The following is a 23,176-nucleotide window of genomic DNA, read 5'->3' on the forward strand; positions in this document are numbered from 1 at the left end:
AATGTGCTGTTTGCGCGTTGGCTTTTTTAGTTCAGATGTTCAATTTTAGCTCGATTTTCGCATTACTTACAACGGTTTTGGCTATGGTTTCGTTGCGGAAAAATCCGCAGGATTCTTTCCGCCGTAGCTGAAAGATAATAAATGAGCGTTGAATTCCGATAAGGAATTCAACCGCAATGAATTATAGCCATTGTTGCCAGCAGTTATTTATTTTTTAAATTGTCCAAAAACATAAAAATTTTAGAGTAAGCATCTTCAAGTTCTTCTGCAGTTGGGCTGTGTTTTCCATTTGGGATGTAACTTAAATAATCTTTATTATCTCGTAATTTTTTCGTAAAATTTTCAAATGTTTCGGGCGGAATTTGATTATCATTTCCTCCGTGCCACAAGAATATTGATGGGTCATTTTTATCAAAGTAGGTTATGGGTTCGTAAACAGATACTACCTCTTTCTTTGCATGGCCTTCTGATGGGAAAAGTGCTTTACCTGCCTTACTAAATAGTTCGTAATCAAAATCAACAAAGATTTTTTCAATGACATCTAAATCATCTACCGGACCTGAAAAATTAATTATACCTTTTATTTCGATTCCATTATTTAGTTTATCAGGAAAGGAAGAATTGTTTTGTGATAATCCAACATTTGTGGCGATTTGAGCTCCAGCAGAAAAGCCTGTTACAATGATATTGTTTAAATTTAGGTTGTAAGTGTCATTCTTTTCTTCTAGAAAATTGAGCGCATTTGAAAGGTCGCTTGTTGCGAGAGATATTCCCCTTTTAAGACGATAATTCATATTAACAACATTTAGACCTTTTTTTATATATGGCTCAATATATTTTTCTTCTTCAGTTTTATCACTTAAGTAATATGCTCCTCCGTGAAGAAAAACAATTGTGTAATTATTTTTTCCGTAAGACTTTGCCATTTTGGAAAGATAGATGTCCATATTTTGTTCGGCATCTGTTCCGTATGAAACATCTTTTTTAATTTCATAAGTAGCAGAAATTTGTTCAGCCGTTTTATCTGCAATAGATGACAATTCTTTTGAGCAAGATGAAAAAATCATCATTGGTATGATTGTCAAGTATAGAACTTTATTTTTCATTTGGTCGGTTTTTTTAATTGCTGGCAACGGTCTCGTATAACCGTCAGTTACGGGATTATATGCTCTAATTTTCGGTTTAGCACTGACGTTAGCAATTCCGAGTGGATTCGGACGTAGTCGAATCCGCCGTAATTGCGGTTATACATTGTTGTGGTGCGTTGTCATCGCAATCCTTTTACATTTAAATCAGCGTAAACCTCTTGAGTTCCGTGATATTCTTTTCCAAATTTGATGTCAATATTATAATCAATTCGATATAAATTTAGCACTTCATCAATTTTGTCTTTTTTACTTTTTGCGCTTTCAATACCTTGACGGTATTTATTTAGAGTTCCAAATGCCATACCGAGTGGCGCAAGACCTACAGCCATAATAATAATCGGAACTGTTGAAATAACTCCACTATCCAAAGCATATTTTCCCAATAAATATCCGCCAACAATTACGGCAATTCCGATTGCGATAAAAACAGCAAAGTAAGTATAAGTCAAGATTTTGGTTCGCTTAATTTTCTCGTACTCGATATTTACAGTTTTCAGTTTATTTTCAAACTTTTCGTTCAGTGTAATTTTTGCACACGTTTTATTAAATTCAGGTTTTCTGTCGGTTAATCCACAAGTCGTTCCGTGTTTCAGATTAACTTTTTGGTGGTCACATAACTCACAATGTCTCGCTAAATTCATCAGTTATTCCGTTCGATTTAGTTTAATTTGTTTGTAGCACGATGTTTTTTTTCAATGCACCACAACGGTCTCGTATAAGAATAGTTGCGGGTTTACGTGCGAGGATTTTCCGCAGGAAAATCAGGCGTAGTAAACTTGCAACTACCTTTGGTTAAGCCCAAAATTGAGAAATTATTTTTATACATTGTTGTAAACAGTTATTTTTTCCGCAATGTATTTCTCAATTTGTTCTTTGTCCGTTTTATTTTTTAATATTAATAATTCGTTGTTTTTATGTGTTCGATAATTCATTAAGAACTTCGTTTTTCCGCTCCGAGTTAATTCCGAATATTCAAATCGGTTTGGGTCAAATTTTTCACTTATCAATTCCGTTTTTTGAGTTCGGTCGAGTATTTTTTTCAGTCGAGTTAATTTTCCGCTTTTCTCGTCTATTTTTAATTCCGAGTAGTAAATCCAAGAAGCAAATCGGTAAAAAGTGTATCCAATTAAGGTCAAAATCGCAACAAAAATTCCGATTCCGATTCCAAGAAACCAAATTAGGAATATGAATGAAGTAGAAGTCCAAATCAATAGTTCTTTCCAGTTAAATGGAATTCTATCGCTCAGCGTGTGAACGTGTCCATTTTTGGAAATTCTAAAGTAGTCTTCGCGTTCGTTCATAATTGTTTACAACGGTCTTGGCTATGGTTTCGTTACGGAATGGTTCGGCAGAACTATTCCGCCGTAAACCAAAGATAGCAAACACACAGGGAATTTCCGATAGGAAATTCCGCCGTAATGAACTATAGCCGTTGTTAGCTACAGTTTTTTATATTTTAGTTTTTCAGAGTCCATCATTTTTTCCACTTTTTTATTCAGACTGCTGATAGTAAATTCAGAAAACAGTTCGATAATCAGAATATATAAAAGTCCAAATAGCGGTAACATTAGCATTCCAAATCCAATTTCATTTCCAATTATAATTTGGTATGAAGCTATAATCAGAGTTAAGGCTACAAAGAAAATCATAAACCAAAACTGCATTTTATAAGTCGCGCCATTCACACGATTTAAAGTCAACTTACTTTCAGTCCCGTTTTCGTTTGTATTCGCACAATTCAAATTCAGTTTTACTAATGAACCAAGATTTGGTTTAAAAACTGCAAAGGAAATAGTTGGGAAAATATCAATTCCGCCATAATCTGGGTAATCTCCAGATAGATTGTATTTCTTTCCGAATGTTTTTCGATTCAGTTCAGTTCGGACTATTTTATTATAGTTTTCTGCTGATTCAATAATTTCATATTCGGCTATTTTCTTTTTCAATATGCAGTTTGGTTAAATTGTAGCTAACGGTCTTGTGTATGGCTCGTTGCGGAAAATCAGCTATGATTTTCCGCCACAACCGAAAGATAGCAAATTGCAATGAATTCCGATTAGGAATTCAGCCGCAATGAGCTATACACGTTGTTAGCATACGTTATTTTTTATAGTTTTTTAAGTAGTACATAGTCATTGTCAAAATCCTCGACTTTTAAAATTCGTTTCGGATTACAAGAACTTTCTCGATAAGCGATTTCAGGATTTCCATAATCTACTTTTGTTCGATTAAAACAACCTTGCTTTTTTAGAACTACATAAATTTTTCCGCTTTTCAAATCATCATTAGATAGTTCTACACCACAATTGAAAGGAATTGTTTTTGAATGAGCAAAATCATTGCCATAATCAGCGTAATTTCCAAGATAGGAACCATAATCTTTCCACCTCCTAAATTTATATCCAAGTGTTCCTAAAAGTTTCAATTCTCCATTGTCCATTTGATAAACTAAAATTGGTGGTAAAGAAGGATTATTATTTTCGGACGTTACTGAAACTCTTGTCATAATATGACTGTTTCCTCTTTGTGCGTCTCTCAAAAAATATTGACTTCCATAATCGTCAAATGACCAGCGTTTTCCTTTCCAGATTTTGTCAAATCTCAACGACAAATCTCCATATTTTACTCTTGTAGTAGGTTTTAAAACTTTATATCCAAGTGCTTTTTTTCTTTCCGCCTCAATTTTCTTTTGTTCAATTGTTCTATCGATTTTCGCTATTTCTTTTGAAGCAATCGTTGCATCATTAGTTCCTTTATAATTATCTACAATTCCTTGAAATTCAGTTTTTGCTCCAGACAGATTATTTTCTGAAAGAAGTTTTTTTGCTCTAATAAATCTGTTTTCTGCTGTATTCTTTATTTCAGTCAATTCAGTCGAACAGTTTTTCAATTCCGTTTTTGTCTGTTCCAGTTCAGTTTTTAATTCGGATAACTGCTTTTTGGTTTCTCCGTCTGAACAACTGAACAGTAATAATGTTCCAAAAGTAAATGCGAGTAAATTTCTTTTCATTCTGTTGATGGTTTGTAATAATTGTAAATCTATTACGAAAATTTTAATGTTTATTGTGGATTTCAGTAATGTATGCTAACGGTCTTGTGTATGAAACGTAGCGTATAAATAGTCGCTAACTTTTCGGATTTAGTACGAGCCAAATTTTTTATTTTTATGTTTAATTTTCTTTTATAAATATAACCAAATAAAAAATTTGGCGTACTTTGTAAATATACAAAAACCTCTCGGAAAGCCTATAATAGCTATGTTTTATACACGTTGTTGTAAGTAGTGCTTTTCACGTTCTGCTTGGTTTTCCAATGTTTGTTATTTAGTTCAAATGTGAGCGTTGGCAAGACATACTCTTTTGCAATTTTTGGTGTAGCGTTGGCTGTAGCGAATTGTGAATGTGTATGGCTTTAAGCGTTGGCTTAATTCAGATTATTTTTAAAATTTTCAATCACATTGTTTGTGTAATTTCTCATATCGTCAAAATTATCACTAACCATAGTTATATCTACAAACTCTTTCAAATCGTACGGTTTAATACTCACATCATATTCGTTTGACTTACCTCTTACAATTGAAAAGTCAAAGAATTCTCGGACGTCTTGATGAATTGTTGGTGCTACAAATGATAAATATTTTATTAACCTATCATCAAACTCCTCATTTGAATACAAATGTCTAATAACATTTGCAGTTTCGTGATTTAATTGTTGGGTTTTATTTCTGATTAATGTTACTTCTATCAACCAATATAATTCTTTAGAGAAAATCTCTATGTCTCCTTTGTTTCCAGGTGCGTGAGAATATGGTTTTCCAATATGGTCGGCTTTATAATTTGGTCTAATAGCATATTCTTTTCCATATTTTAGTGCGATTAGAATTGAAATAAAAAACTCTAATTTTAAAGGTTCTGGAATTTCTTTAAACTCATCAATAACTGTTCTCCTTGTTCCGATTTTCTCAATACTCTCAACAATTATTTCTTCGTTAATTCCGTAATCTTTAATTATACTGTAAATTTTGTTGACATATTGCTCTCCGTCAATAACGTCTTCTTTTCTAAATGAAGTTATCAGTTCAAACAATTCGTCATTTTGAGTGTTAAGTTTATCAAAATATTTAATTGCAACTGATTTTTCTTCCTCACTTAATTTGAAATCAAACTTCAAAAGTTTTTCTATATATGTGAGTTTACTTTCATTAATTTGAATTAGTTTTTTTCCAGTAAATCGAATAGAAATAAAACCTGAAATTATAAAAACTCTACGTACAACATCTGGATAATCTTGCGTAATAGTCTTAAACTTCGTGTTGACTTTATATTCGTTTTTTACAAAATCAAAGACGGCATCATAATCTTTAAACTTATTATTTTCTAATAATGTTAGAAACTCTTTTACATTACCATTTTTGCTAAACATTGCTACAATGAATTGGTCGTAGCTTAAAGATTTTCCATTTTTCCTCAATTCAAGTAGAACATTCAAAATAAACACGAAAAAGTTAAAATCATTACTTACGTTTCGATAAGGGTTTTTACGATTATATTTTATTGCTTGTATTGAAAAAGCCTCTTGTTCATCAATTTCTGATGAGATTAATTTTTTACAAATTTCTGAAAGTTTAAAAGGCTCATTGTATTGAGCATAAACAAAACCTAATTCTGAAGGTGTTCGCATATAAGTCCAAAAGCGTGAAGTGTAACCAGCTGGAAAACCACCATCTGCTCTTCGTGTGCTGTTTACTTCAATAACTTGGTCTTCAATATCTTCAAGTTTTGTGTTTTCAGTAATTTCAATTTCGTTACTTGAAACGATACCATTTAGATATAGTTTTGAAACTATTTTTAGTAGATTTTTATCATTAAGTATTGTACCTTCAAATTCAGAAACAGCACTTAATATATCAATATATCTTTCTGGATTCCTAACTGCTGTCTCAAAAGCCATTTGTTTATGAGTTGGCTTTCTTCTTATTCTTTGTTTTGCCATTTATTAAGTGTAGATTTCTGTTGCACTCATTGTTTTTTGAGATACAGATTTATTTGGTTGATAGTTAGTTATTAAAACCTCTTTAAACTCTTTATTAGAGTTATCGTGATAGCTAATGTAATTACTTTTTATATCAAATGAATAATGATTTTCACTCCATTTTAAAAACTGTTCATTTATTTTTCCTTTATAGTGAGTTACATTCGATATTGCAAAATTTATATTTTGTTCGTCTAAATATTCAAGAAATTTGAGTAATCTTTCTTCTGTTTCTTGATTCCATAATTTGTTATACTCGCTAAACGTAATCAAATATGGTGGGTCAAGATATACGAAATCATCTTCTTGAAAATTTATGTTTTCAAAAAAGTCAAGAAAATCTAAATTGTGAAAAGTTGTATTCTTTTTTTTAATTAAATCAAAATAATTATTTAATGCAGTTAAAGTGTTTTTGTTAAAATCAACATTTCCAACAGGTAGATTATATTCTCCTTTTGAGTTAAATCTTAACATACGGTTAAAGCCATAAATCAAAAGAACATACAAATGAAGAGTTGAATTTGCCTTACCAGAATTATAATCTTTTTTAAGTTTATTAAAGCCTTCTTTGTTGAATTTTGCGTAATAAGTTTTTTTCCATTTATCTCTCAATTCTTGAGGAACAATGTCTTTTATGTATGAATGTGATAATTTGTATTCTTGAATTATTTCAAATACATTTTTGAAAAACAAATCAGGATTTTTAGCCTGTCTTTCCAAAAAGTTGTGAATTTCAATAACATTTGAGTCAATATCGTTTAACAAATATTCGTTTGCATTGACATTAAGGAAAACAGAACCTCCACCAGTAAATGGCTCAATAAAACGATTTATCGTTTTAGGAAAATATTTACTAATTTTTGGATAGAGTTTGTATTTATCTCCAACATAAAATAAGGGTGAACGAAATGCTTTGTTTTTATTTGTCATATTTTTTTGTTAGAAATAAAAATTCTTTGTGGTCGTTAAAATCGGTTTTTCCTGTGTTGAAATATGTATGTGATTGCTCAAAAGTTTTAGTTTCTCCAACATTATTAAGTATTTCCGTTATTTCTTCGAGCGTAATTTTGTTTTTGGAAGATTTGCTTTTTGATTTATACGTGTTATTGTAAGAAACAGCTAAATATTTTACATCCAAATTTTCTACTAAATCTTTAAAAGTGTCTTTTGCTTGAACAGTACAATATTTGCTCATATTCTCTGGTTCAGGTTTTAATGCAACTCCGAATAGTTTTGGCTTTTTCCATTGTACAAGATTTTCGTAAATATGATAAAATCTACTGTATTGTCTTGAATTATATGGTGGGTCAATATAGGCAATATCACCTTTAATATTCCTTACTAATTCATTCGCATCTTCTTGATATATTTTTGCTCCTTTAAAATCAGAAGTCTGAATTAATTTAAAATTCAAAGGTCTTTTTGTAATTGGTTTTTTAATATATGCGTCAAAGTGACCAACAGTATTTGCAAGTCTGTCAATTGTATAAATTAAAGAAGTGAGCAAAATTGCGTATTCTCTCGAATTTAGTTCATTATTTTTTTTCTTTTTCTCAATATCTTGTCTTATGTATCCAATTTGTTTTGAAATTTCCTTTTCATAAAATTTACCTCCGAAGTTTTTTGAAAAGTAGTTTTCTCTTATAGATTTTGAGTTTAAAGTATTGTATTCATTTGCTAATTCGACAAGTTTGTTAGAATTCCATTTTAATGTACCGTAAAATGCTTGATAAGTTACATTGTTAGAGTAGAGTATGTCGTTTAGAATGACGGTTTTATATTTTTCCATTGCAGATTTTGCTACAATTGAAGTTCCAGAAAAAATGTCAATAAATGTTCCATTTCCTTCTGTTTCCGATTCAATAATTTCCATTATCCAATCTGTCAATTTTGCCTTATTTCCAATATATCTGCGACTTTGTAGTTGGAATTTGTCTTGATTTTTATAATCATTGAAAAGATTTAAACCATATTTTAATTTTTGTTCTGCCAAATGAAAACCTTCAAGACCTAAATCCTCATTTTGAACTTCATAGATTATTTTGTCACTAATTAGTTGTCTAATTAAGTCATTTTCGCTGTAACTATAAAATTCAGCTAAACTTTGTACTTGTGGCTTTGTTGGAAGTCTTTTCCCAGTTTCAATTCGGCTTAATGAGGTGTAGTTAATTGAAGTTTTATCAGCAACTTCCTGTAGATGAAAACCTTTCGTCTCTCGTATTTCTTTTAAGGTATCTCCAATTGAAACTATTGTGTCCAACATAATTTGACTTTTTTTGTCAAATATAAAAATATTCTTGAGAATTCGGATGTGTGCGTTGGAAAAAAAACAGCTCTTTTATTTTTTTTAGGCGTTGGCTTTTCGCGTTGGCAAAAAAATAAATGTGCTGTTTGAGCGTTGGCGTTTTTAGTTCAAATGTTCAATTTTAGCACGATTTTCGCATTACTTACAACGTGTTTGTATATGGTTTGTTGCGTGGTTAAGCACGTAATTTAGCAAATAAAAACCTAATAGAAAATCCGCGAGGATTTTCGTAAGTAGGCTAGAACTAGCAATAAATTATATACGGTGTTGTAGCACGTTTTTTTTAATTCCATATCCTAAAATTCCTCCAACAATTACGGTTGGAATTATACCAAATAGAAAAATCCAAAATAAGGGTTTTACATAATAATCAAACAAGGCATTTTTAATTCCATTTTCTTTGCCAAAGTCCTGAATTCCCTCTTCAATAAAACCAACAGAAGAACCAATTAAAACACCAATGAGCAGAATCAAAATCAGTCCAATTATACCAGTCAGAATTGAATTCCATTTTCTATTCTTTATTAGGTTTTCCATTCGAATAGATATGTAATAACCTCCAATAAACAAACCAAATATTCCAACGAACAAATTTAATGGAAGACTAACAATTATGTCAATCAAATCTTTAAAACTAAAAGTCCAAATTATAATTATTCCAGCAACAATTAAATTAAAAATAATGGATAGAAAAGTTAATTTGGTTGAATTTTTCACTTAATATTTTTTATTTCAATCTGTTTTTGTACTTGTAAATAAATTCCAATTATTAAAAAAATTATTAAAAATGGAAATCCGAAATAGGTTATTAATAATGGCGGGAAAATCCAAATTATTCCGCTTATTATTAGCAATATCAAAATCCACGTCTTTAGTTCTGTTTTTACTCCGTAATAAATATTAAATCCAGCATTCAAAATTCCAACTCCCCAAATAATAAAGAAATAAGGAAATTCCACGTTTTGCAATTCGTTTTCAAATACAAACATTGCAATTAAACTTAAATAGCTAATAATTAAAAAAATAAGTGCTAAAATTCGTGTTTGGGTCATTTTTCTCAAATGTGCTACAACGAGTTTGTGTAAGCGTCAGTAACGGGAAAAACGTTAGTATTTTTCCACTGACGCAACTAAGTTAGTTAAAACGAATGAATTTCCGATAGGGAATTCAGTAGTTATTGCGCTTACACGTTGTTGGCAGTAGTGTTTTTCAAAATAATTTTGTCTGTCTTTCAATTTTCGGATGAAAAGTACCGATTATCATAAATGGGTTATGAGAAACATAATGATGGACTTGTGAAGTACCTAAAAATAAATATAAGTCTTTTGTCATAGCAAAATCGTCAAAGTATTTTTTTCTTACATCAGCAACTGCTTTTGCTTCATTCCCTTCGTATTTGGCAAGTTGTCTCCAATATAAAGCCCCAATTTCCCAATCTTCAATCATCATTCTACTTTCTTTGCCCTGATTATCTTCAAGAACGTATGTGAATTTATAAGGTAATTTGTCAACTACATCAAAAGGGTCTTCAGGGTGTTCAAATAGATTCCCTTGTTCTCTTTGTGCTTTTAATTTCTCGATTTTCTTTTTGTCCCAGTTTCTATCGACTTCTTTAGCGACAAAATCTTTTATTTTTGAAGGTTTAAAAACTGCTAGAGAAGTACAAATATCTTTATTTTTTGCTTCAGTAATTAATTCTCCAAGATTTTCATATACTTTATTAAGAACTGCTTTTTTTCGTAAGTACCAATTTCCTGCAGTATCAATATGTTCAAGGATTTTTATTTCACTATCCATTGAATAAGGTCTATAACTTTCAGGTCGAAAATCACTTTTATTTTTAACTAAGTCCAGTTCAATCCATTCATATTTTCGGTATTGTTCTGAATAATCTTTTTTTCGGAAGGGAACAGGATAAATTCTAATCCATTTTCCGTCTTCTGTAAATCCTGCTGTGCAAACTAATTCATCATATTTTCCAGAAATTGCTGGATAAGTTTTAACTGTTATTAGAACCTTTGTTTTTGCCATAAACTATATATGTTCAACAACTAAATCAGATTCTATTAACTTTAATGATTCTGCCAAAGGTAATCTGTGGCATTGACAAATATTTGATTCAAAGCAGGTAAGTGCAATTCTATTATATTGGTTTAATAGATTTATAATTTCTTGTTGTTGTATTGATGTTTCTTTAAGTGTTGTTTTTTTATAATTTTCAAAAAGAAGGTCGTAATCTTCTTGTTTTTCTAGAGTTTGTCTTTTATTTGAATTTATACCAACTTCAGGTATATGAATATATGTAATTCCTAAACTTTCACAGAACCTTTTTAATAAGGTTTTACTAAAGCCATATTTCATACTTAATGGATTTTTCCTAACATCTACTAAAAGCTTAATATTATTCTTAACTAATTTGTTTAAATATTTTTCTAAGCTAACTCCTTCATAACCAATTGTAAATATAGATTTTTTATTGTTGTTTGGTTTAGTATTTTGAACTTTATTATAATAATCTTCATTTAATATTTTTTTTGCAATTGTACTATTGATTGCATAATAAGGAAAATTAATATATGTATGTCTGATTAGAGACTCATTCGACATATTCCCATATCTCTCTATTGTTTCTGTCAACAATACTTTGTCTTTCTGTTTGAGAGTCTGTAAGTAGTCTGTTTTGTCTATTTTTTTATATCCTTTTTCTGATTCTGATAAAAATTCTTTCTTAACCATCGTAACTATATCAGCGTTAGCAGAGTAAGAATAACAACCGAATTTGTACGGAACAAAATCATATTCAGATTCTCGTTTTCTTTGACTATATAAAAATAACAACTTTTGTAATTTTGTCTTTTCTACATTTCCATTACAAAGTTGGAATAGCGATAATATTATTTTTCTTCTATAAAACATTTTGCAAAGTTAATATTAAAAAAATGCTTATTAAATTATTCCTAATGTTTTTACATTACTGCCAACGTTTTTGGCTATGAAGTCGTTGCGTAGCTAGGGATTAAAAATTAGGTCAACGACAAACAATGGTTAAGGTTAAATATTGCAAACGGTAACATACCAGCAATGATTTATAGCCGTTGTTGTAACACGTTTTTTTTATGTCAAGTATAGTGGATAAATGCATTGATGTTTATTTGGTGCTTGTCATTGTTTTTTTAATTCCTTATTCAATTTGGTTATCTCTAGATTTAAAGAGTCCAACTTTTGCTTTAAATTCAAATTATCATTCTTTAGATTTTCCATGTTCTGAGTGTTTTCATTGTTGCTCTTCTTTAAATCATAATTCAGATACCCTAAATACAAAGCTAAAACCGAAACAATAATCGATATAATTTTGTACCAGTCTTTTTTTACTTTATTCTTTTTGGTTAGATAATCTTGATACTTTAACCAACCACCCATATTTTTAACATTCAGACCGCTCAAAGTCAATTCAGCATTTTTACTATCTGTTCGTTTTATAAAATCAGTTTCTTCTAACACATTTAGTAATTGGTCGCATTTAGACCGTCCTTCAAATCCCAGCTCATTATAAACATAAGAAAACTGTATCGGCTTAATTTTATTGTATTCCAAGTCTTGCAATAGTAATTCAATTACTAAATCGTCAATGTGATATTTTCTCTTTATTTTATCTTCCACTTTCTTTTTCCCACGCCCTGTTTTAAATGGGTTACAACGGTTTAGGCTATGAGTAGTTGCGTGGGTTAGCACTTAACTTTGCAAGTACACACCAAACTGAAAATCCGCGAGGATTTTCAGAAGTAGGCGAGAACAAGCAATTACTTATAGCCATTGTTGGGTGTAGTTTTTTTAGAATGGTAAATCGTCGTATTTGTCTTTTACGAATTCTTTTAAATCATTACTATTTGCAAATAGTTTTCTCATCAATGGATTTTTTCCGAGTTTTTCCGCAAAATCACTCAAATTTGGTTCGTCAACAATATCATATTCACTATTAAGTCCTTTGCTACTCACATAATTTTTCACGTATTGCTCAACAATTCCATTAATGTCTTTATTCGTCCATAAATCATTAATTTTTTCCTTTAAGTTTCTTTGACTTTCAACTATTTCTTCTAATAATTCTCTGTCAGACCTAATGTGGTTTTCTGTTGCCTGTTCAGGTGTTACATCTAAAATCTCAATTATTTTAGCTTCTAACTTTGGATAAAAAATTTCAAAAACGTCTTCTAAAGATTTTTCATTTAAAGATTTTCCTCCTTTACTTTCTTTAATTCTTGAATTGATTGTTTTCAGTAATTTTAGGACTTCATCTTTTTGAAACCTTGTATGTTGAAATGAAGATAATGGTCCAGTTATTTCAGTTGGTGAGGAAATATCAGTCAAAAAAGTGCAAACATAGGAATCGGAAGATTTTGAAATTGCACCAGCTTCAAACAAAATCCAAGGTGCATTTAGATTTTCACGGGTTAAACATATAATTCCGACTTTAGACTCTTCAAGTCTATCCGATATTTCTTTTGACCATTTTTTTCCTTTCTCTATTGAGGTAGAAATCCAAGGTTCGGTTGATTGAATTACTTGTTCTAACCATTCTCTTAATGATTCAGCAATCAGTTTACTTTTGTTTCCTGACCAGCTTAAAAATATTTTCATAGATTTTGTTTTTCAAATTACACCCAACGGTCTCGGCTATGAGTAGTTGCGTGGTTTAGCGGTTAACTTTGCAAGTACACACCAAACTGAAAATCCGCGAGGATTTTCAGAAGTAGGCGAGAACAAGCAATTACTTATAGCCATTGTTAGCACCAGTTTTTTAATCTTTTTTGTTCCTTTATTTCAATTCCATTACATTCCTTTAAAGCTTCTTTTAATTTTTCAGAAATGTAAATTCCACGAACTCCATAGATGCCCGCTTTAAACAAGTCATAATTGGGAAATTCTTTTGTGACAGTTAATTCAGATGCAAAGATGTAAATATCTTGTCCAGCAACTTTCTTTACAAGTTTATTTATGTCATCTAATGAATTTATGTCAACATCTTCTCTAGTGTCGAACTGTAAAAGTCCTTTCTGAATATAAAATTTGCTTTTTTGATAATCAATGTAATTTTCCATTGAAGCAGAATTTCTTAAAAAATTATAATTTGATAAAATTTCTCCATTTTGGATTACCTCAAAGGGGAAGTGGTTGTAATTCCCTATTTTAAATTTAGTTAATAGCTTTAAGGTTTTGTCATTAACCATCAAGCCATACTGTTCTAGAAAACTTCCCGAAATAAAATCAGTTAGTTTTGAAGATTTATACAATTCCATTTGTCCAATTTCGGGTAGTGTTTTGGGAACATCATTCCCTGAAAGTTTTTTATGAAATTCATTAATTGCTCCACCTGTCGGTAAATCGAAATGTAATTCGCTTTTTCCGTCCCAATTTGCAAATATCTTCTCAATTTCTCTAGTTGAAGGTGGATGCCAATCTTTAATTTGATTACCAGTTCGTTTATTTCCAACTAAATCCAATTTAAAATAATCCCCAGAATTTTCTTGAGATTCAAAATACTCATTCTCATCTTTCACCCATTTTAGGGCTATTCTCTCAAATATGGATTTTGGTTGTTTCATTTTCCAAATTGGTGCTAACGGTTTTGTGTATGGCTTTCGTTGCGTGTTTTAAGTTACGTATTATTCCGAAATCTAAGTTTTTGATTGTAGGAAAAGAAGTTCACTTAACCTACATACCGCAATGAACTATACACGTTGTTGTGCACTGTTTATTTATTCAGATACGCTTTAGCATCTCTCAAATTCAATTCCGTTTCCCAAGAAGCAGAACCTCCATCTCGGTCAGGATTGAAAACAGGTTCTTCCATATTCCCTAATGAAATCAATAATTGATAAACTGCCTGGGGGTCTTTCAAATCAAATTCTTTTTGTAACCATTTTTTGAATAAAGGAATCAAATTCCGATTGAATCTCTTTCCTAAAGCCCAATATGCGCTGATTCGGTCAGTCGAACCGTCATAAATACTCTTTTCAAGTCCGTCTACAATTATTTGTTCTAATTCAGTCGGTTTAAATTTGGTCAATTCTGATGCAGAAATTATTCCTTTCTCATAGTCGGAATGAGAATTTCCATTCGCTTTTTCAAAAATGTAAGCTACTTCTTCGAACTGGTCATTTGTTAATTTCATTTCAGCATAATGAATTTCTTAAATAGTGCACAACGGTCTTGTATAAGATTAGTTGCGTGGTTTAGCAACTGACTTTGCAAGTACAAACTGAATAGAAAATCCGCGAGGATTTTCGTAAGTAGGCTCGAAACAAGCAATTAATTTTATACGTTGTTGTAGCAAGTTATTTATAGTTCAATTTTTCTGGTCTTTTCTCGACACTAGCGTTGTGACCAGGAAACTCTTCTAAATCCGTTGTTAAATTTTCGTCATAGGTTAAGCATAATTTCCTAGAAGAAATTAACACGCAAACTATATGACAATGGTCTTCTTTATTCGATAACAAACCTTTCTCAATTTTTTTCGAGAAATATTGTTTTTGAAAATCTTCAATTTCTGTTTTCGTCTTTTTTTGTATTCTACCTTGTATTTGTAAACGATTTATTATTGATGGTATCGCATTAGGTTTTGAACAATCTCTTGATGATTTTAAATATTCTACTAATAGTTTTTGGGAAACTACCAAATGAGCATAATCTAAAATTTTATCAGGTTCTTTTTCAACAAGCTCTTTATCGAAGGTATTTATCCATTTGATTAAATCTTTGTAGTGTGGGTCTAATGGCGTTGCAAAATTCTTGGCGACGTTATTATCTATAAATATATCTTTCATTATTCGGCTTCTATTGCAATATTCATAACATCTAACATATAGGTTTCAAAAAAGCTTTTAGGTGCATTTTTAATTTGACCGTTTTTTAAAAAACTTAAATTATAATGCTTTGCTTTTATACCATTGTTATCTATGAAATAGGTTTTAACATCTTGTTGAGATATTGTTTTTTTGGCTATAGCCAGCCTTATTCTATTAATTAGATATTCGCTATGAGTTTCGATTATATATCTTTTATTTTCTTTAGTTATTCTATTCACCAAATAATCTCCAAATTGAGCTTGAATTCTAGGATGTAAGTGAATTTCAGGTTGTGCAATAAATAGTGTAGACCTTTTACCTAATTGTAAGTCAGCCACGATTATTGGAAGGAACTGACTTATTCCAAATCCAACATCGCTTAAAGAAGACCAAACCCCATTTGCTTTTGTTCTAATTAAAATTTCAAATCTTCCACCATCCAGTCTTTTAGATTTGATTTCGTGAAGTAATCCTAAATCTTTAAGTATAGATATTAACTCTTTATATTCTGGTGATTTTTTTGTTTCCCAAGCAATTATTTGGTCTTCATAATTTTCACCGAATTTACCAACTTTTAAGTCTTTTTTAGAGGTTTCATAATAAGTCCTTTCAGGATAAAGTCTAAAAGAACTTATATAATTGATTTTATCATCAAATCTGTTGAACATTGACGAAATAGAGGATTTAAATGAACTTAAATAATAATATTGTTCATTTCTTAATAATTCTTCTAATTCATTAAAATCAGAGAATTTAAATTCAATCTTTGTCTTAATTTTTTCAAATTTACCCTTAATCTTTTCTTCTCCTTCTTTTTCAGTTTTAATAGAACTTTCAACAATTTCCATTATTTTCTTTATCATTTCGGGCGACCTAGCATAACTATTAGGGTCTTTATCTATGAAGTATTCAAACTTTAGGTCGTATTTTCTAACTTTTTCAATTTTTAGGCTAAAAACTTCTGATTCAGCATAAAGTTTTTCAAGAACAGGTAGATTCCTAACCTTGTCATTACTCCAATAAGTAGTAACTTTTTGTTTTTCTTCGTCGTCCTCAAATTCGAGTTTTATAAGTTTAGATTTATCATGATTATGGACGATTTCTTCAAAATCTCCCATTTTTATATACTTACCATTTGGTGAAAATTGAAATGGAAATTCTCTCGATTGAATTGCTCCTAATATACTATAAAGAAGAGAGCTTTTCCCACTACTATTTGCTCCAGTTAGTAAAGTTACCTTTGAAGTATCAAATTCTATTTTTTCGTAGCATTTGAAGTTTTCAATGTTTATTTTATTTATCATTTGTTCGTTTTTTCTAATTTGCTACAACGGTCTCGGCTATGCGCAGTGCGGGGCTGCACGCAATTACTGTTCGGCTTCGCGATTAGCAAAAATCTTTTTGTTTTGGTTTTATCTTGTCCTATGAAAAAGCAAAATCCAAAAGATTTTGCGGTGCCGCTAGTCACGCCCAGACCAATGGGTTCAGTACTTAAGCCCGCATTGCGTATAGCCATTGTTATCTGCTGGCTTTCCCTCAGTTGTCGTACTCCGCATGTTCTATCTCCTCGTCAGAAGGTAACCAGCCATTATTTATTTTTTCAATTAATTCTGTCAAATAACGTTTTACTTTTCTTTTGGTGAAATCAATACAGACAACTTTGTCGATTTCGCTATGCGAATTGTGAGCTAACGTGGTCGCAAACCAAAATCCTTCGCTAAAGTTTTGATGTGCCGTGGTAATCGGTGAAAATTCGTAATCGAATTCTTTTTTAGTCCGCATTTCATAATCAAATGCTCGTCCAGTTATCTCTTCGTCAAAGTATTGTTCAGTCCAATGAGCCAAGGTTCCAGCACTACAGGTATAAGAAACGTTTTTATCCATACACACCTTAACGGTCGGTGGAACCAATTCCTCATCTTCTATATTGGCTATGGTAAATGCAACCCAATCATTTTTAGGTAATGAAGATTTCCATTCAGAGTTGTTTCTAACTTGAACGTAATAAACTTTTCTTCTATTTACTCTGCCTATAAATTCCATTTTTCAGCTTGCAGATAACGTATTGGTATATGAAAAGTAAAGGTATTTTAATTTAATTACTTTTCAAATTTAACGTTGTGTTATTTTATGTTACCTACTTTCGGGTGAAGTAACTTAACCCTTTATTTTTTATATACTTTGTTGTGGTGTCGTTTTTATATTTTCATGTTAAGGTTGTCAGTCAGATTATTTTTATAAATTTAGGTCAAATTCGATAGTATGAAAACCTATACAAAAGAACAAGCTAATAGTTTATTAAATGAAGCTATTAAAAACTTCAATGTTTTTACTAAAGATTTTGAATTTAATTATTCAAATTTTTTAAATGGACTTAATGATGAAAATTATAAATCAAGTTTAAAAATATCTTTAGCTTTTGAAGAAAAACAAAAATATCGAGATAAAATGCAATCATTTATACAAACGTTTTACGACAAGTCAGATGAAATTATTATAAATGGTCTTACGTACTATACTGTTGAAACTTGGATTTTCATAGAGTTATCTACTACTCACTTGTCTCAAATTGATAAGAAATTAAACATTTTGTATTCCAAATTTCTAAAGAGTTTTGACGGCAGTAATCCATAACCTTTCTTTTAATTAACATCTTTTCCAATATTTCGGTTGGGTCTTTAAGTTCAGTATTAGAACCCAATGTTGTCCATAAGTTTAATAATATATCTTGTTCTATTAATTTCTCTGTTTTTTCCCTATCCATTGTGTTTCTCAAATGCACCACAACGTGTTTGTATATGGTTTGTTGCGTGGTTAAGCACGTAATTTAGCAAATAAAAACCTAATAGAAAATCCGCGAGGATTTTCGTAAGTAGGCTAGAACTAGCAATAAATTATATACGGTGTTGTAGCACGTTTTTTTTAATTCCATATCCTAAAATTCCTCCAACAATTACGGTTGGAATTATACCAAATAGAAAAATCCAAAATAAGGGTTTTACATAATAATCAAACAAGGCATTTTTAATTCCATTTTCTTTGCCAAAGTCCTGAATTCCCTCTTCAATAAAACCAACAGAAGAACCAATTAAAACACCAATGAGCAGAATCAAAATCAGTCCAATTATACCAGTCAGAATTGAATTCCATTTTCTATTCTTTATTAGGTTTTCCATTCGAATAGATATGTAATAACCTCCAATAAACAAACCAAATATTCCAACGAACAAATTTAATGGAAGACTAACAATTATGTCAATCAAATCTTTAAAACTAAAAGTCCAAATTATAATTATTCCAGCAACAATTAAATTAAAAATAATGGATAGAAAAGTTAATTTGGTTGAATTTTTCACTTAATATTTTTTATTTCAATCTGTTTTTGTACTTGTAAATAAATTCCAATTATTAAAAAAATTATTAAAAATGGAAATCCGAAATAGGTTATTAATAATGGCGGGAAAATCCAAATTATTCCGCTTATTATTAGCAATATCAAAATCCACGTCTTTAGTTCTGTTTTTACTCCGTAATAAATATTAAATCCAGCATTCAAAATTCCAACTCCCCAAATAATAAAGAAATAAGGAAATTCCACGTTTTGCAATTCGTTTTCAAATACAAACATTGCAATTAAACTTAAATAGCTAATAATTAAAAAAATAAGTGCTAAAATTCGTGTTTGGGTCATTTTTCTCAAATGTGCTACAACGTTCAAGGCTATGTACAGTATTGGCGACGGTGCGAACCAGAAATGCGCAGCATTTTAGCACCGCACCGATTTCTCACAATAGATATGCCCCTATTGTATATAGCCCTTGTTAAGTGTAGTAAATATAGCGCAATTATTTGAAGCCGTAAAATGGCTGGTGCGCTCTATTTACGCAGTCGCGATTCGAATTTGTCCTAGCCCCAGAGTATTGTTTGCACCGCTTTTTGAACCATGCAATATGTACGGGTATATGTTGCCGTTGTTCAAAAGCAAAGTCGCTCTGAAATTCAAGAAAAAAGTAAAAGGTCTTGATTTTCTCAAAAAAATCCACGACCTTCTACCAAGTTTTTTATACGAAACCTCGTATCTGATAGTGCAACTCTCTTAACGATTTATCGACAAAACTTGAAGCTCTAGCCCATCTAGAGCTCATACCTTTTTTTGCTTCTTCCCGAAGCGACTCTTGCAAACAGTACTTTGACCTTATTTCGAAGAAGTTATTGCACTTAACGGTCTCGGCTATGAACAGTTGCGTGAATTGGCACGAACTTTTGCAAGTACACGACAATCTGAAAATTCCGCAGGAATTTTCAGGATAAGCCTGTAATAGCAATTGTTTATAGCCAATGTTAGCAACAGTTATTTTAGTTCATTTATATATTGTTCGTATCCGCTTTCTTGAAGGACGTTTTCAACATTCAATTCGTAAATATCTTTCCAGCTATCTTGTCCATTCTTTTCCACATATTTTTCGATTATTCGGAAACCCAGCCAATAGTTAAGACTTTTTGGCGCATCCTCGAACAATTTTAGTTTGTCATTTCTCAGTAGTGGGTTGTCGCCACTTTCATCATCAAAATATTGTCTTAATTCTGTAAACAATTGTTTTTCGTTTTCCAAATACCAATTCCAGTCGCTTTCGCTCATATTTTCGACAGCTTCGTACTTTGAGATTTGTCCATCAAAAAAGACCCAAGTAAAATAGCAGGCAAAACCCTCATCAATAGTTTGTCTCAATGCTGAATCTTTTTTCGGGTCATCTTCTCGAAAAGGTTCGTAAGCGAGATGATTTAATTCGTGCGGAATTCCTTTTTCGATTGTGTATTTAATATCCTGTTCCTCGTAATTTAGTTCAATGGAAAATTGGTCATTATCGCAACCACCAAATAAAATTCCAGTTATAGGTGTAAACAAAATACTGATTGTCGATTCTACTTTGTGCGGTACCAATCGGTTGAATTTTGCAAGATTATTTTCCAGAACAGAGTCAAGTTTCATTTCCAAGAGCGACTGTGCCCTTTCGTCAAAAAAGGCTTTGTTTTTGGGATAGATTGTCCTGTTCCATTCCACCATTCCGCTTTTCGTACTGAATTTGGCACTATTTTCCTCTCCGAAAATCACTCCGTAGCAATTGTCCCAAAGTGACTGGTGCGGTTTATAAACCTTTTCGATAATCATTGTTGTATCAAATTCGGCTTTTTGATGCGCTAAAATTTGGCTTTTGAAAAGGTTTTTGATTGTTATTCCTTGGATTTTAATACTGTCCGACACATTTTTTAGTTTCCCGATATATGTGATTTCGGTATTCAATGTCTTATTTTTCGTCTGCTTCTCTTTGCAAGACGAAAACCCAATCAAATTTCCAATTATCAATATGAGCAGGATTTTTTTCATAATTGTTGCTAACGTGTTTGTGTATGATTTCGTTGCGTGTTTAAGCACTAAAGTTAGCAAATAAATCACAGATAGAAAGTCCGTGAGGACTTTCGTAAGTAAGCTATAACTAGCAATGAATTATACACGGTGTTGTACACCGTTTTTATTTATTTTTTAATATCTGTTCAACATATTTTCTGTGATTTTCAAATCCATTCTTTTCAGGATTTTCCAAGTCTATCATTTCTCCAATTCCAGAGTCGTAAATCTGCCAATTATACTTTTTCGACAATTCAATTAGTTCATAAAGACCATTTTCTCCATATAAACTCAACATTGTGTTGCTCACAAGTTCATTATGTATATAAAAGTCAATTGTAAAATTCGTTCCGATTATTTCTCTATGATTTTCGTCTTTTTTTATTCGGTCAAATGAGTTTTCCAAAATTCCGCTAAAATCAGTCGGTTCAAGTAGATTTTCATCCAATTCCGCAATTGTATTTATTTTCTGTTTTGAATTAAAGAGTACAATGTCCCAACTCATTGTTTTTCGTTTTTTACATTTAATTTATTCGCTAGTTTATTCATTTGAGCTATTTGGTCAGAAGTGAGTTTTATATCCAATTCAGAAACTACGTAAGTTAAGTGTTCATATGCACATCCATTTTCATTAAAATCTAAAAATTCAAAAATGATTTCTCGACCATCTTGAATTCCAGCACTTTCAATTTTAGTTTTGGAAATTTCTTTCTGCCATTGTTCATTTAGAATACTATTAGTTAATTCACTAATCTCCTTTTTAACTGGATTTTTAAATAAATCTTTAAATTTCATCGTTTCCTCAAATGGTGTACAACGGTCTTGTATATGAAAAGTTGCGTGTAAATAAGCGCAATTTTTTCGGTTTAGTACTAACCATAAATATATAAAAAAACCAATGAATTAGGTGCTTACCAGCAATTTTTTATATACGTTGTTAGCCACTGGCTTTATTTCATTCGGCTTTTTGATTCCGATATTTTCTTTTCAGTTCGGATTGAGCGTTGGCAAGATACTCTTTTGCAATTTTTGGCTTTAGCTTTGGCTGGTGCGAATTGCAAATGTGTATGGCTTTTAGCGTTGGCTATTTTGTAAACCGAATTTGTAAATTTAGTTTAAAGAATAACTGTCCATTTTCTTCATAAACTTCTCCAAATCCGTGTCGAGAAGAACTGGCAGTATCAAGTTTGGTGTTATTTAGTAGGTAATCCTCAAACTCGTTTCTGTTGTAAATATGATAGCAAAGAACGTCGCCATTTTCCTTGACGATTAAATATCCACCTGTCGCATCATATTTTCCTGTCCAAACTTGTGATGGCATCATTCCAAGCGCAACATCTGTTAAGAAGCGTTTTATTTTGTATTCGTAAAATTTATGCTCGTTCTCGATGTCAAATTCCAAAGGATTTTTCTTTGCTGTTAAGTTGACTAAATCCGTTAAATGCGAAAACTCACTCGAATAGAAATCAAAAACGATTTGCGATAAAATTTGCGGAAGTAAACTGTCTATTAAAACAAGATTATTAGAAAATATTTGTCTTTCCGTTTTCACAAATTCAAAAATTCCATCCTTACTCTGAATTTGAGCAATTCTATCCATTATCTTACTTCTTGTATCAATGGAATTTATTTGGTCGATTTCATTTCTCGTAAGGTGCGTATAATTAATTTCGTAAATGAAGTTAGTCGTTTTTCCTGCATTGAGTAGAGTGGAAGGACTTCCAAGTTGAGATTTTATGCTAAAACCAAGCGTTGGTTGCTGGTTTGTTCTTTGGTCGTGAACTACGATTGTAATGTCTGTTTTGGCGGACGAGCTTGCTTTTAAAGAAATACAATTTATTGATTGCATAAACTCCTCAATTTCTGGAACAGAAAATGTTCTTTCTCGGTTTTCCTTAATTGCTTGTAAAAGAAATAATGCTTTAGTTTTGAATTCGTCAATCGGTATTTTTAATACTTGTTCGTTGCCTGAAATTAAAATTATCTCGTCTTTAATTGAATATTCAAAATCGCCATTATTTTCTGAACGTAGTATTTTAATTATTGGATAAACTAAACCTTCTAATTTTTCAATGTCTTTATCTCCCAGAAATAATTGTTTATCGCCTAATAATTTGAAAAGAGCATAAATTTCGCTCCATTCGCCTTTGTTACCTGTAATCATTTGCAGTTAAGTTTTTCTATAATTTTTTCCGCTGTCGCTTGAATTGCGGGAACTGCAACTGAATTTCCGAATTGTTTATATGCTTGTGCGTCTGAAACCACAATTTTGAAGTTATCTGGAAAGCCTTGAAGTCTTGCCCATTCTCGTGGTGTCATTTTTCTAATTCCTTCTCTGTTTACTTTTCCAGTAATATTCGTAATTGGTTTAAAATTTGTTAATCTATCATCGTAAACTAAATTCCTTTCTCTGCCCATTCCTCCGCAGACTACTGCGTTT

Annotated in this window: 26 protein-coding genes; 1 reads left to right on the forward strand and 25 read right to left on the reverse strand. The window is 31.1% G+C overall.

All coding sequences use genetic code 11. The features are described 5' to 3' along the window. Window positions 1-203 precede the first annotated feature (203 nt). From SIB89_RS01225 to SIB89_RS01310, 18 genes are all read right to left on the reverse strand, one after another. Complete coding sequence (locus SIB89_RS01225; protein WP_412560828.1) at window positions 204-1,106, reverse strand: alpha/beta hydrolase fold domain-containing protein; 903 nt, start codon at window positions 1,104-1,106, stop codon at window positions 204-206. Between the two features lie 161 nt (window positions 1,107-1,267). Next, the gene (locus tag SIB89_RS01230; protein ID WP_412560829.1) at window positions 1,268-1,789 is read right to left on the reverse strand and encodes a hypothetical protein; all 522 of its coding nucleotides are present in this window, start codon (window positions 1,787-1,789) and stop codon (window positions 1,268-1,270) included. Between the two features lie 177 nt (window positions 1,790-1,966). Continuing rightward, window positions 1,967-2,449, reverse strand: coding sequence for a hypothetical protein (locus tag SIB89_RS01235; protein WP_412560830.1), 483 nt, complete (start codon window positions 2,447-2,449; stop codon window positions 1,967-1,969). Between the two features lie 138 nt (window positions 2,450-2,587). Further along, complete coding sequence (locus SIB89_RS01240; RefSeq protein ID WP_412560831.1) at window positions 2,588-3,094, reverse strand: hypothetical protein; 507 nt, start codon at window positions 3,092-3,094, stop codon at window positions 2,588-2,590. Between the two features lie 161 nt (window positions 3,095-3,255). Continuing rightward, on the reverse strand, window positions 3,256-4,158 hold the full coding sequence (locus SIB89_RS01245; protein ID WP_412560832.1) for a hypothetical protein: 903 nt from the start codon (window positions 4,156-4,158) through the stop codon (window positions 3,256-3,258). Window positions 4,159-4,571: 413 nt separating this feature from the next. Next, window positions 4,572-6,140 carry an AlwI family type II restriction endonuclease gene (locus SIB89_RS01250; RefSeq protein WP_412560833.1) on the reverse strand — a complete coding sequence of 523 codons (1,569 nt, stop codon included), beginning with the start codon at window positions 6,138-6,140 and terminating at the stop codon, window positions 4,572-4,574. A 3-nt stretch (window positions 6,141-6,143) separates the two neighbouring features. Next, the gene (locus SIB89_RS01255; protein WP_412560834.1) at window positions 6,144-7,109 is read right to left on the reverse strand and encodes a DNA adenine methylase; all 966 of its coding nucleotides are present in this window, start codon (window positions 7,107-7,109) and stop codon (window positions 6,144-6,146) included. Further along, window positions 7,099-8,442 carry a DNA adenine methylase gene (locus SIB89_RS01260; RefSeq protein WP_412560835.1) on the reverse strand — a complete coding sequence of 448 codons (1,344 nt, stop codon included), beginning with the start codon at window positions 8,440-8,442 and terminating at the stop codon, window positions 7,099-7,101. The genes SIB89_RS01255 and SIB89_RS01260 overlap by 11 nt, the downstream gene beginning before the upstream one ends. A 297-nt stretch (window positions 8,443-8,739) precedes the next feature. Continuing rightward, window positions 8,740-9,201 carry a hypothetical protein gene (locus tag SIB89_RS01265; RefSeq protein ID WP_412560836.1) on the reverse strand — a complete coding sequence of 154 codons (462 nt, stop codon included), beginning with the start codon at window positions 9,199-9,201 and terminating at the stop codon, window positions 8,740-8,742. Between the two features lie 492 nt (window positions 9,202-9,693). Beyond that, window positions 9,694-10,515, reverse strand: coding sequence for a hypothetical protein (locus SIB89_RS01270; protein WP_412560837.1), 822 nt, complete (start codon window positions 10,513-10,515; stop codon window positions 9,694-9,696). A gap of 3 nt (window positions 10,516-10,518) precedes the next feature. After that, window positions 10,519-11,400, reverse strand: a complete 882-nt coding sequence (locus SIB89_RS01275; protein WP_412560838.1) for a DUF488 family protein — start codon at window positions 11,398-11,400, stop codon at window positions 10,519-10,521. Window positions 11,401-11,646: 246 nt separating this feature from the next. Beyond that, window positions 11,647-12,144, reverse strand: a complete 498-nt coding sequence (locus tag SIB89_RS01280; protein ID WP_412560839.1) for a hypothetical protein — start codon at window positions 12,142-12,144, stop codon at window positions 11,647-11,649. A gap of 171 nt (window positions 12,145-12,315) precedes the next feature. Continuing rightward, entirely contained in the window at window positions 12,316-13,122 is an 807-nt protein-coding gene (locus SIB89_RS01285; protein ID WP_412560840.1) for a TIR domain-containing protein, read from the reverse strand. A gap of 146 nt (window positions 13,123-13,268) precedes the next feature. Then, on the reverse strand, window positions 13,269-14,087 hold the full coding sequence (locus tag SIB89_RS01290; RefSeq protein ID WP_412560841.1) for a hypothetical protein: 819 nt from the start codon (window positions 14,085-14,087) through the stop codon (window positions 13,269-13,271). 149 nt (window positions 14,088-14,236) lie between these two features. Further along, window positions 14,237-14,656 (reverse strand): hypothetical protein, encoded by a 420-nt coding sequence (locus SIB89_RS01295; RefSeq protein WP_412560842.1) that lies wholly within the window; start codon window positions 14,654-14,656, stop codon window positions 14,237-14,239. A gap of 163 nt (window positions 14,657-14,819) precedes the next feature. Continuing rightward, the gene (locus tag SIB89_RS01300; protein ID WP_412560843.1) at window positions 14,820-15,308 is read right to left on the reverse strand and encodes a hypothetical protein; all 489 of its coding nucleotides are present in this window, start codon (window positions 15,306-15,308) and stop codon (window positions 14,820-14,822) included. After that, a complete protein-coding gene (locus tag SIB89_RS01305) occupies window positions 15,308-16,633 on the reverse strand; it encodes an AAA family ATPase (protein WP_412560844.1) in 1,326 nt (441 codons plus the stop codon). Before SIB89_RS01305 ends, SIB89_RS01300 begins: the two co-directional genes overlap by 1 nt. Before the next feature lie 232 nt (window positions 16,634-16,865). Continuing rightward, a complete protein-coding gene (locus SIB89_RS01310) occupies window positions 16,866-17,372 on the reverse strand; it encodes a hypothetical protein (RefSeq protein WP_412560845.1) in 507 nt (168 codons plus the stop codon). 219 nt (window positions 17,373-17,591) lie between these two features. Between SIB89_RS01310 and SIB89_RS01315 the strand changes: the two genes are divergently transcribed. Beyond that, entirely contained in the window at window positions 17,592-17,963 is a 372-nt protein-coding gene (locus tag SIB89_RS01315) for a hypothetical protein (protein ID WP_412560846.1), read from the forward strand. A gap of 260 nt (window positions 17,964-18,223) precedes the next feature. Here the strand turns inward: SIB89_RS01315 and SIB89_RS01320 are convergent, their stop codons facing one another. From SIB89_RS01320 to SIB89_RS01350, 7 genes are all read right to left on the reverse strand, one after another. Further along, the gene (locus SIB89_RS01320) at window positions 18,224-18,685 is read right to left on the reverse strand and encodes a hypothetical protein (protein WP_412560836.1); all 462 of its coding nucleotides are present in this window, start codon (window positions 18,683-18,685) and stop codon (window positions 18,224-18,226) included. Beyond that, complete coding sequence (locus tag SIB89_RS01325; protein WP_412560847.1) at window positions 18,682-19,047, reverse strand: hypothetical protein; 366 nt, start codon at window positions 19,045-19,047, stop codon at window positions 18,682-18,684. The genes SIB89_RS01320 and SIB89_RS01325 overlap by 4 nt, the downstream gene beginning before the upstream one ends. Before the next feature lie 633 nt (window positions 19,048-19,680). Continuing rightward, on the reverse strand, window positions 19,681-20,715 hold the full coding sequence (locus tag SIB89_RS01330) for a DUF2268 domain-containing putative Zn-dependent protease (protein WP_412560848.1): 1,035 nt from the start codon (window positions 20,713-20,715) through the stop codon (window positions 19,681-19,683). Window positions 20,716-20,860: 145 nt separating this feature from the next. Then, window positions 20,861-21,241, reverse strand: coding sequence for a hypothetical protein (locus SIB89_RS01335; protein WP_412560532.1), 381 nt, complete (start codon window positions 21,239-21,241; stop codon window positions 20,861-20,863). Then, window positions 21,238-21,531, reverse strand: coding sequence for a hypothetical protein (locus SIB89_RS01340; RefSeq protein ID WP_412560533.1), 294 nt, complete (start codon window positions 21,529-21,531; stop codon window positions 21,238-21,240). Before SIB89_RS01340 ends, SIB89_RS01335 begins: the two co-directional genes overlap by 4 nt. Before the next feature lie 289 nt (window positions 21,532-21,820). After that, complete coding sequence (locus SIB89_RS01345) at window positions 21,821-22,900, reverse strand: HpaII family restriction endonuclease (protein ID WP_412560849.1); 1,080 nt, start codon at window positions 22,898-22,900, stop codon at window positions 21,821-21,823. Next, entirely contained in the window at window positions 22,897-23,154 is a 258-nt protein-coding gene (locus SIB89_RS01350) for a DNA cytosine methyltransferase (RefSeq protein ID WP_412560850.1), read from the reverse strand. The genes SIB89_RS01345 and SIB89_RS01350 overlap by 4 nt, the downstream gene beginning before the upstream one ends. Window positions 23,155-23,176: the final 22 nt, after the last annotated feature.

Origin of the sequence: Winogradskyella sp. MIT101101 (assembly GCF_047126865.1) — a bacterium.
Lineage (GTDB): Bacteria > Bacteroidota > Bacteroidia > Flavobacteriales > Flavobacteriaceae > Winogradskyella > Winogradskyella ouciana.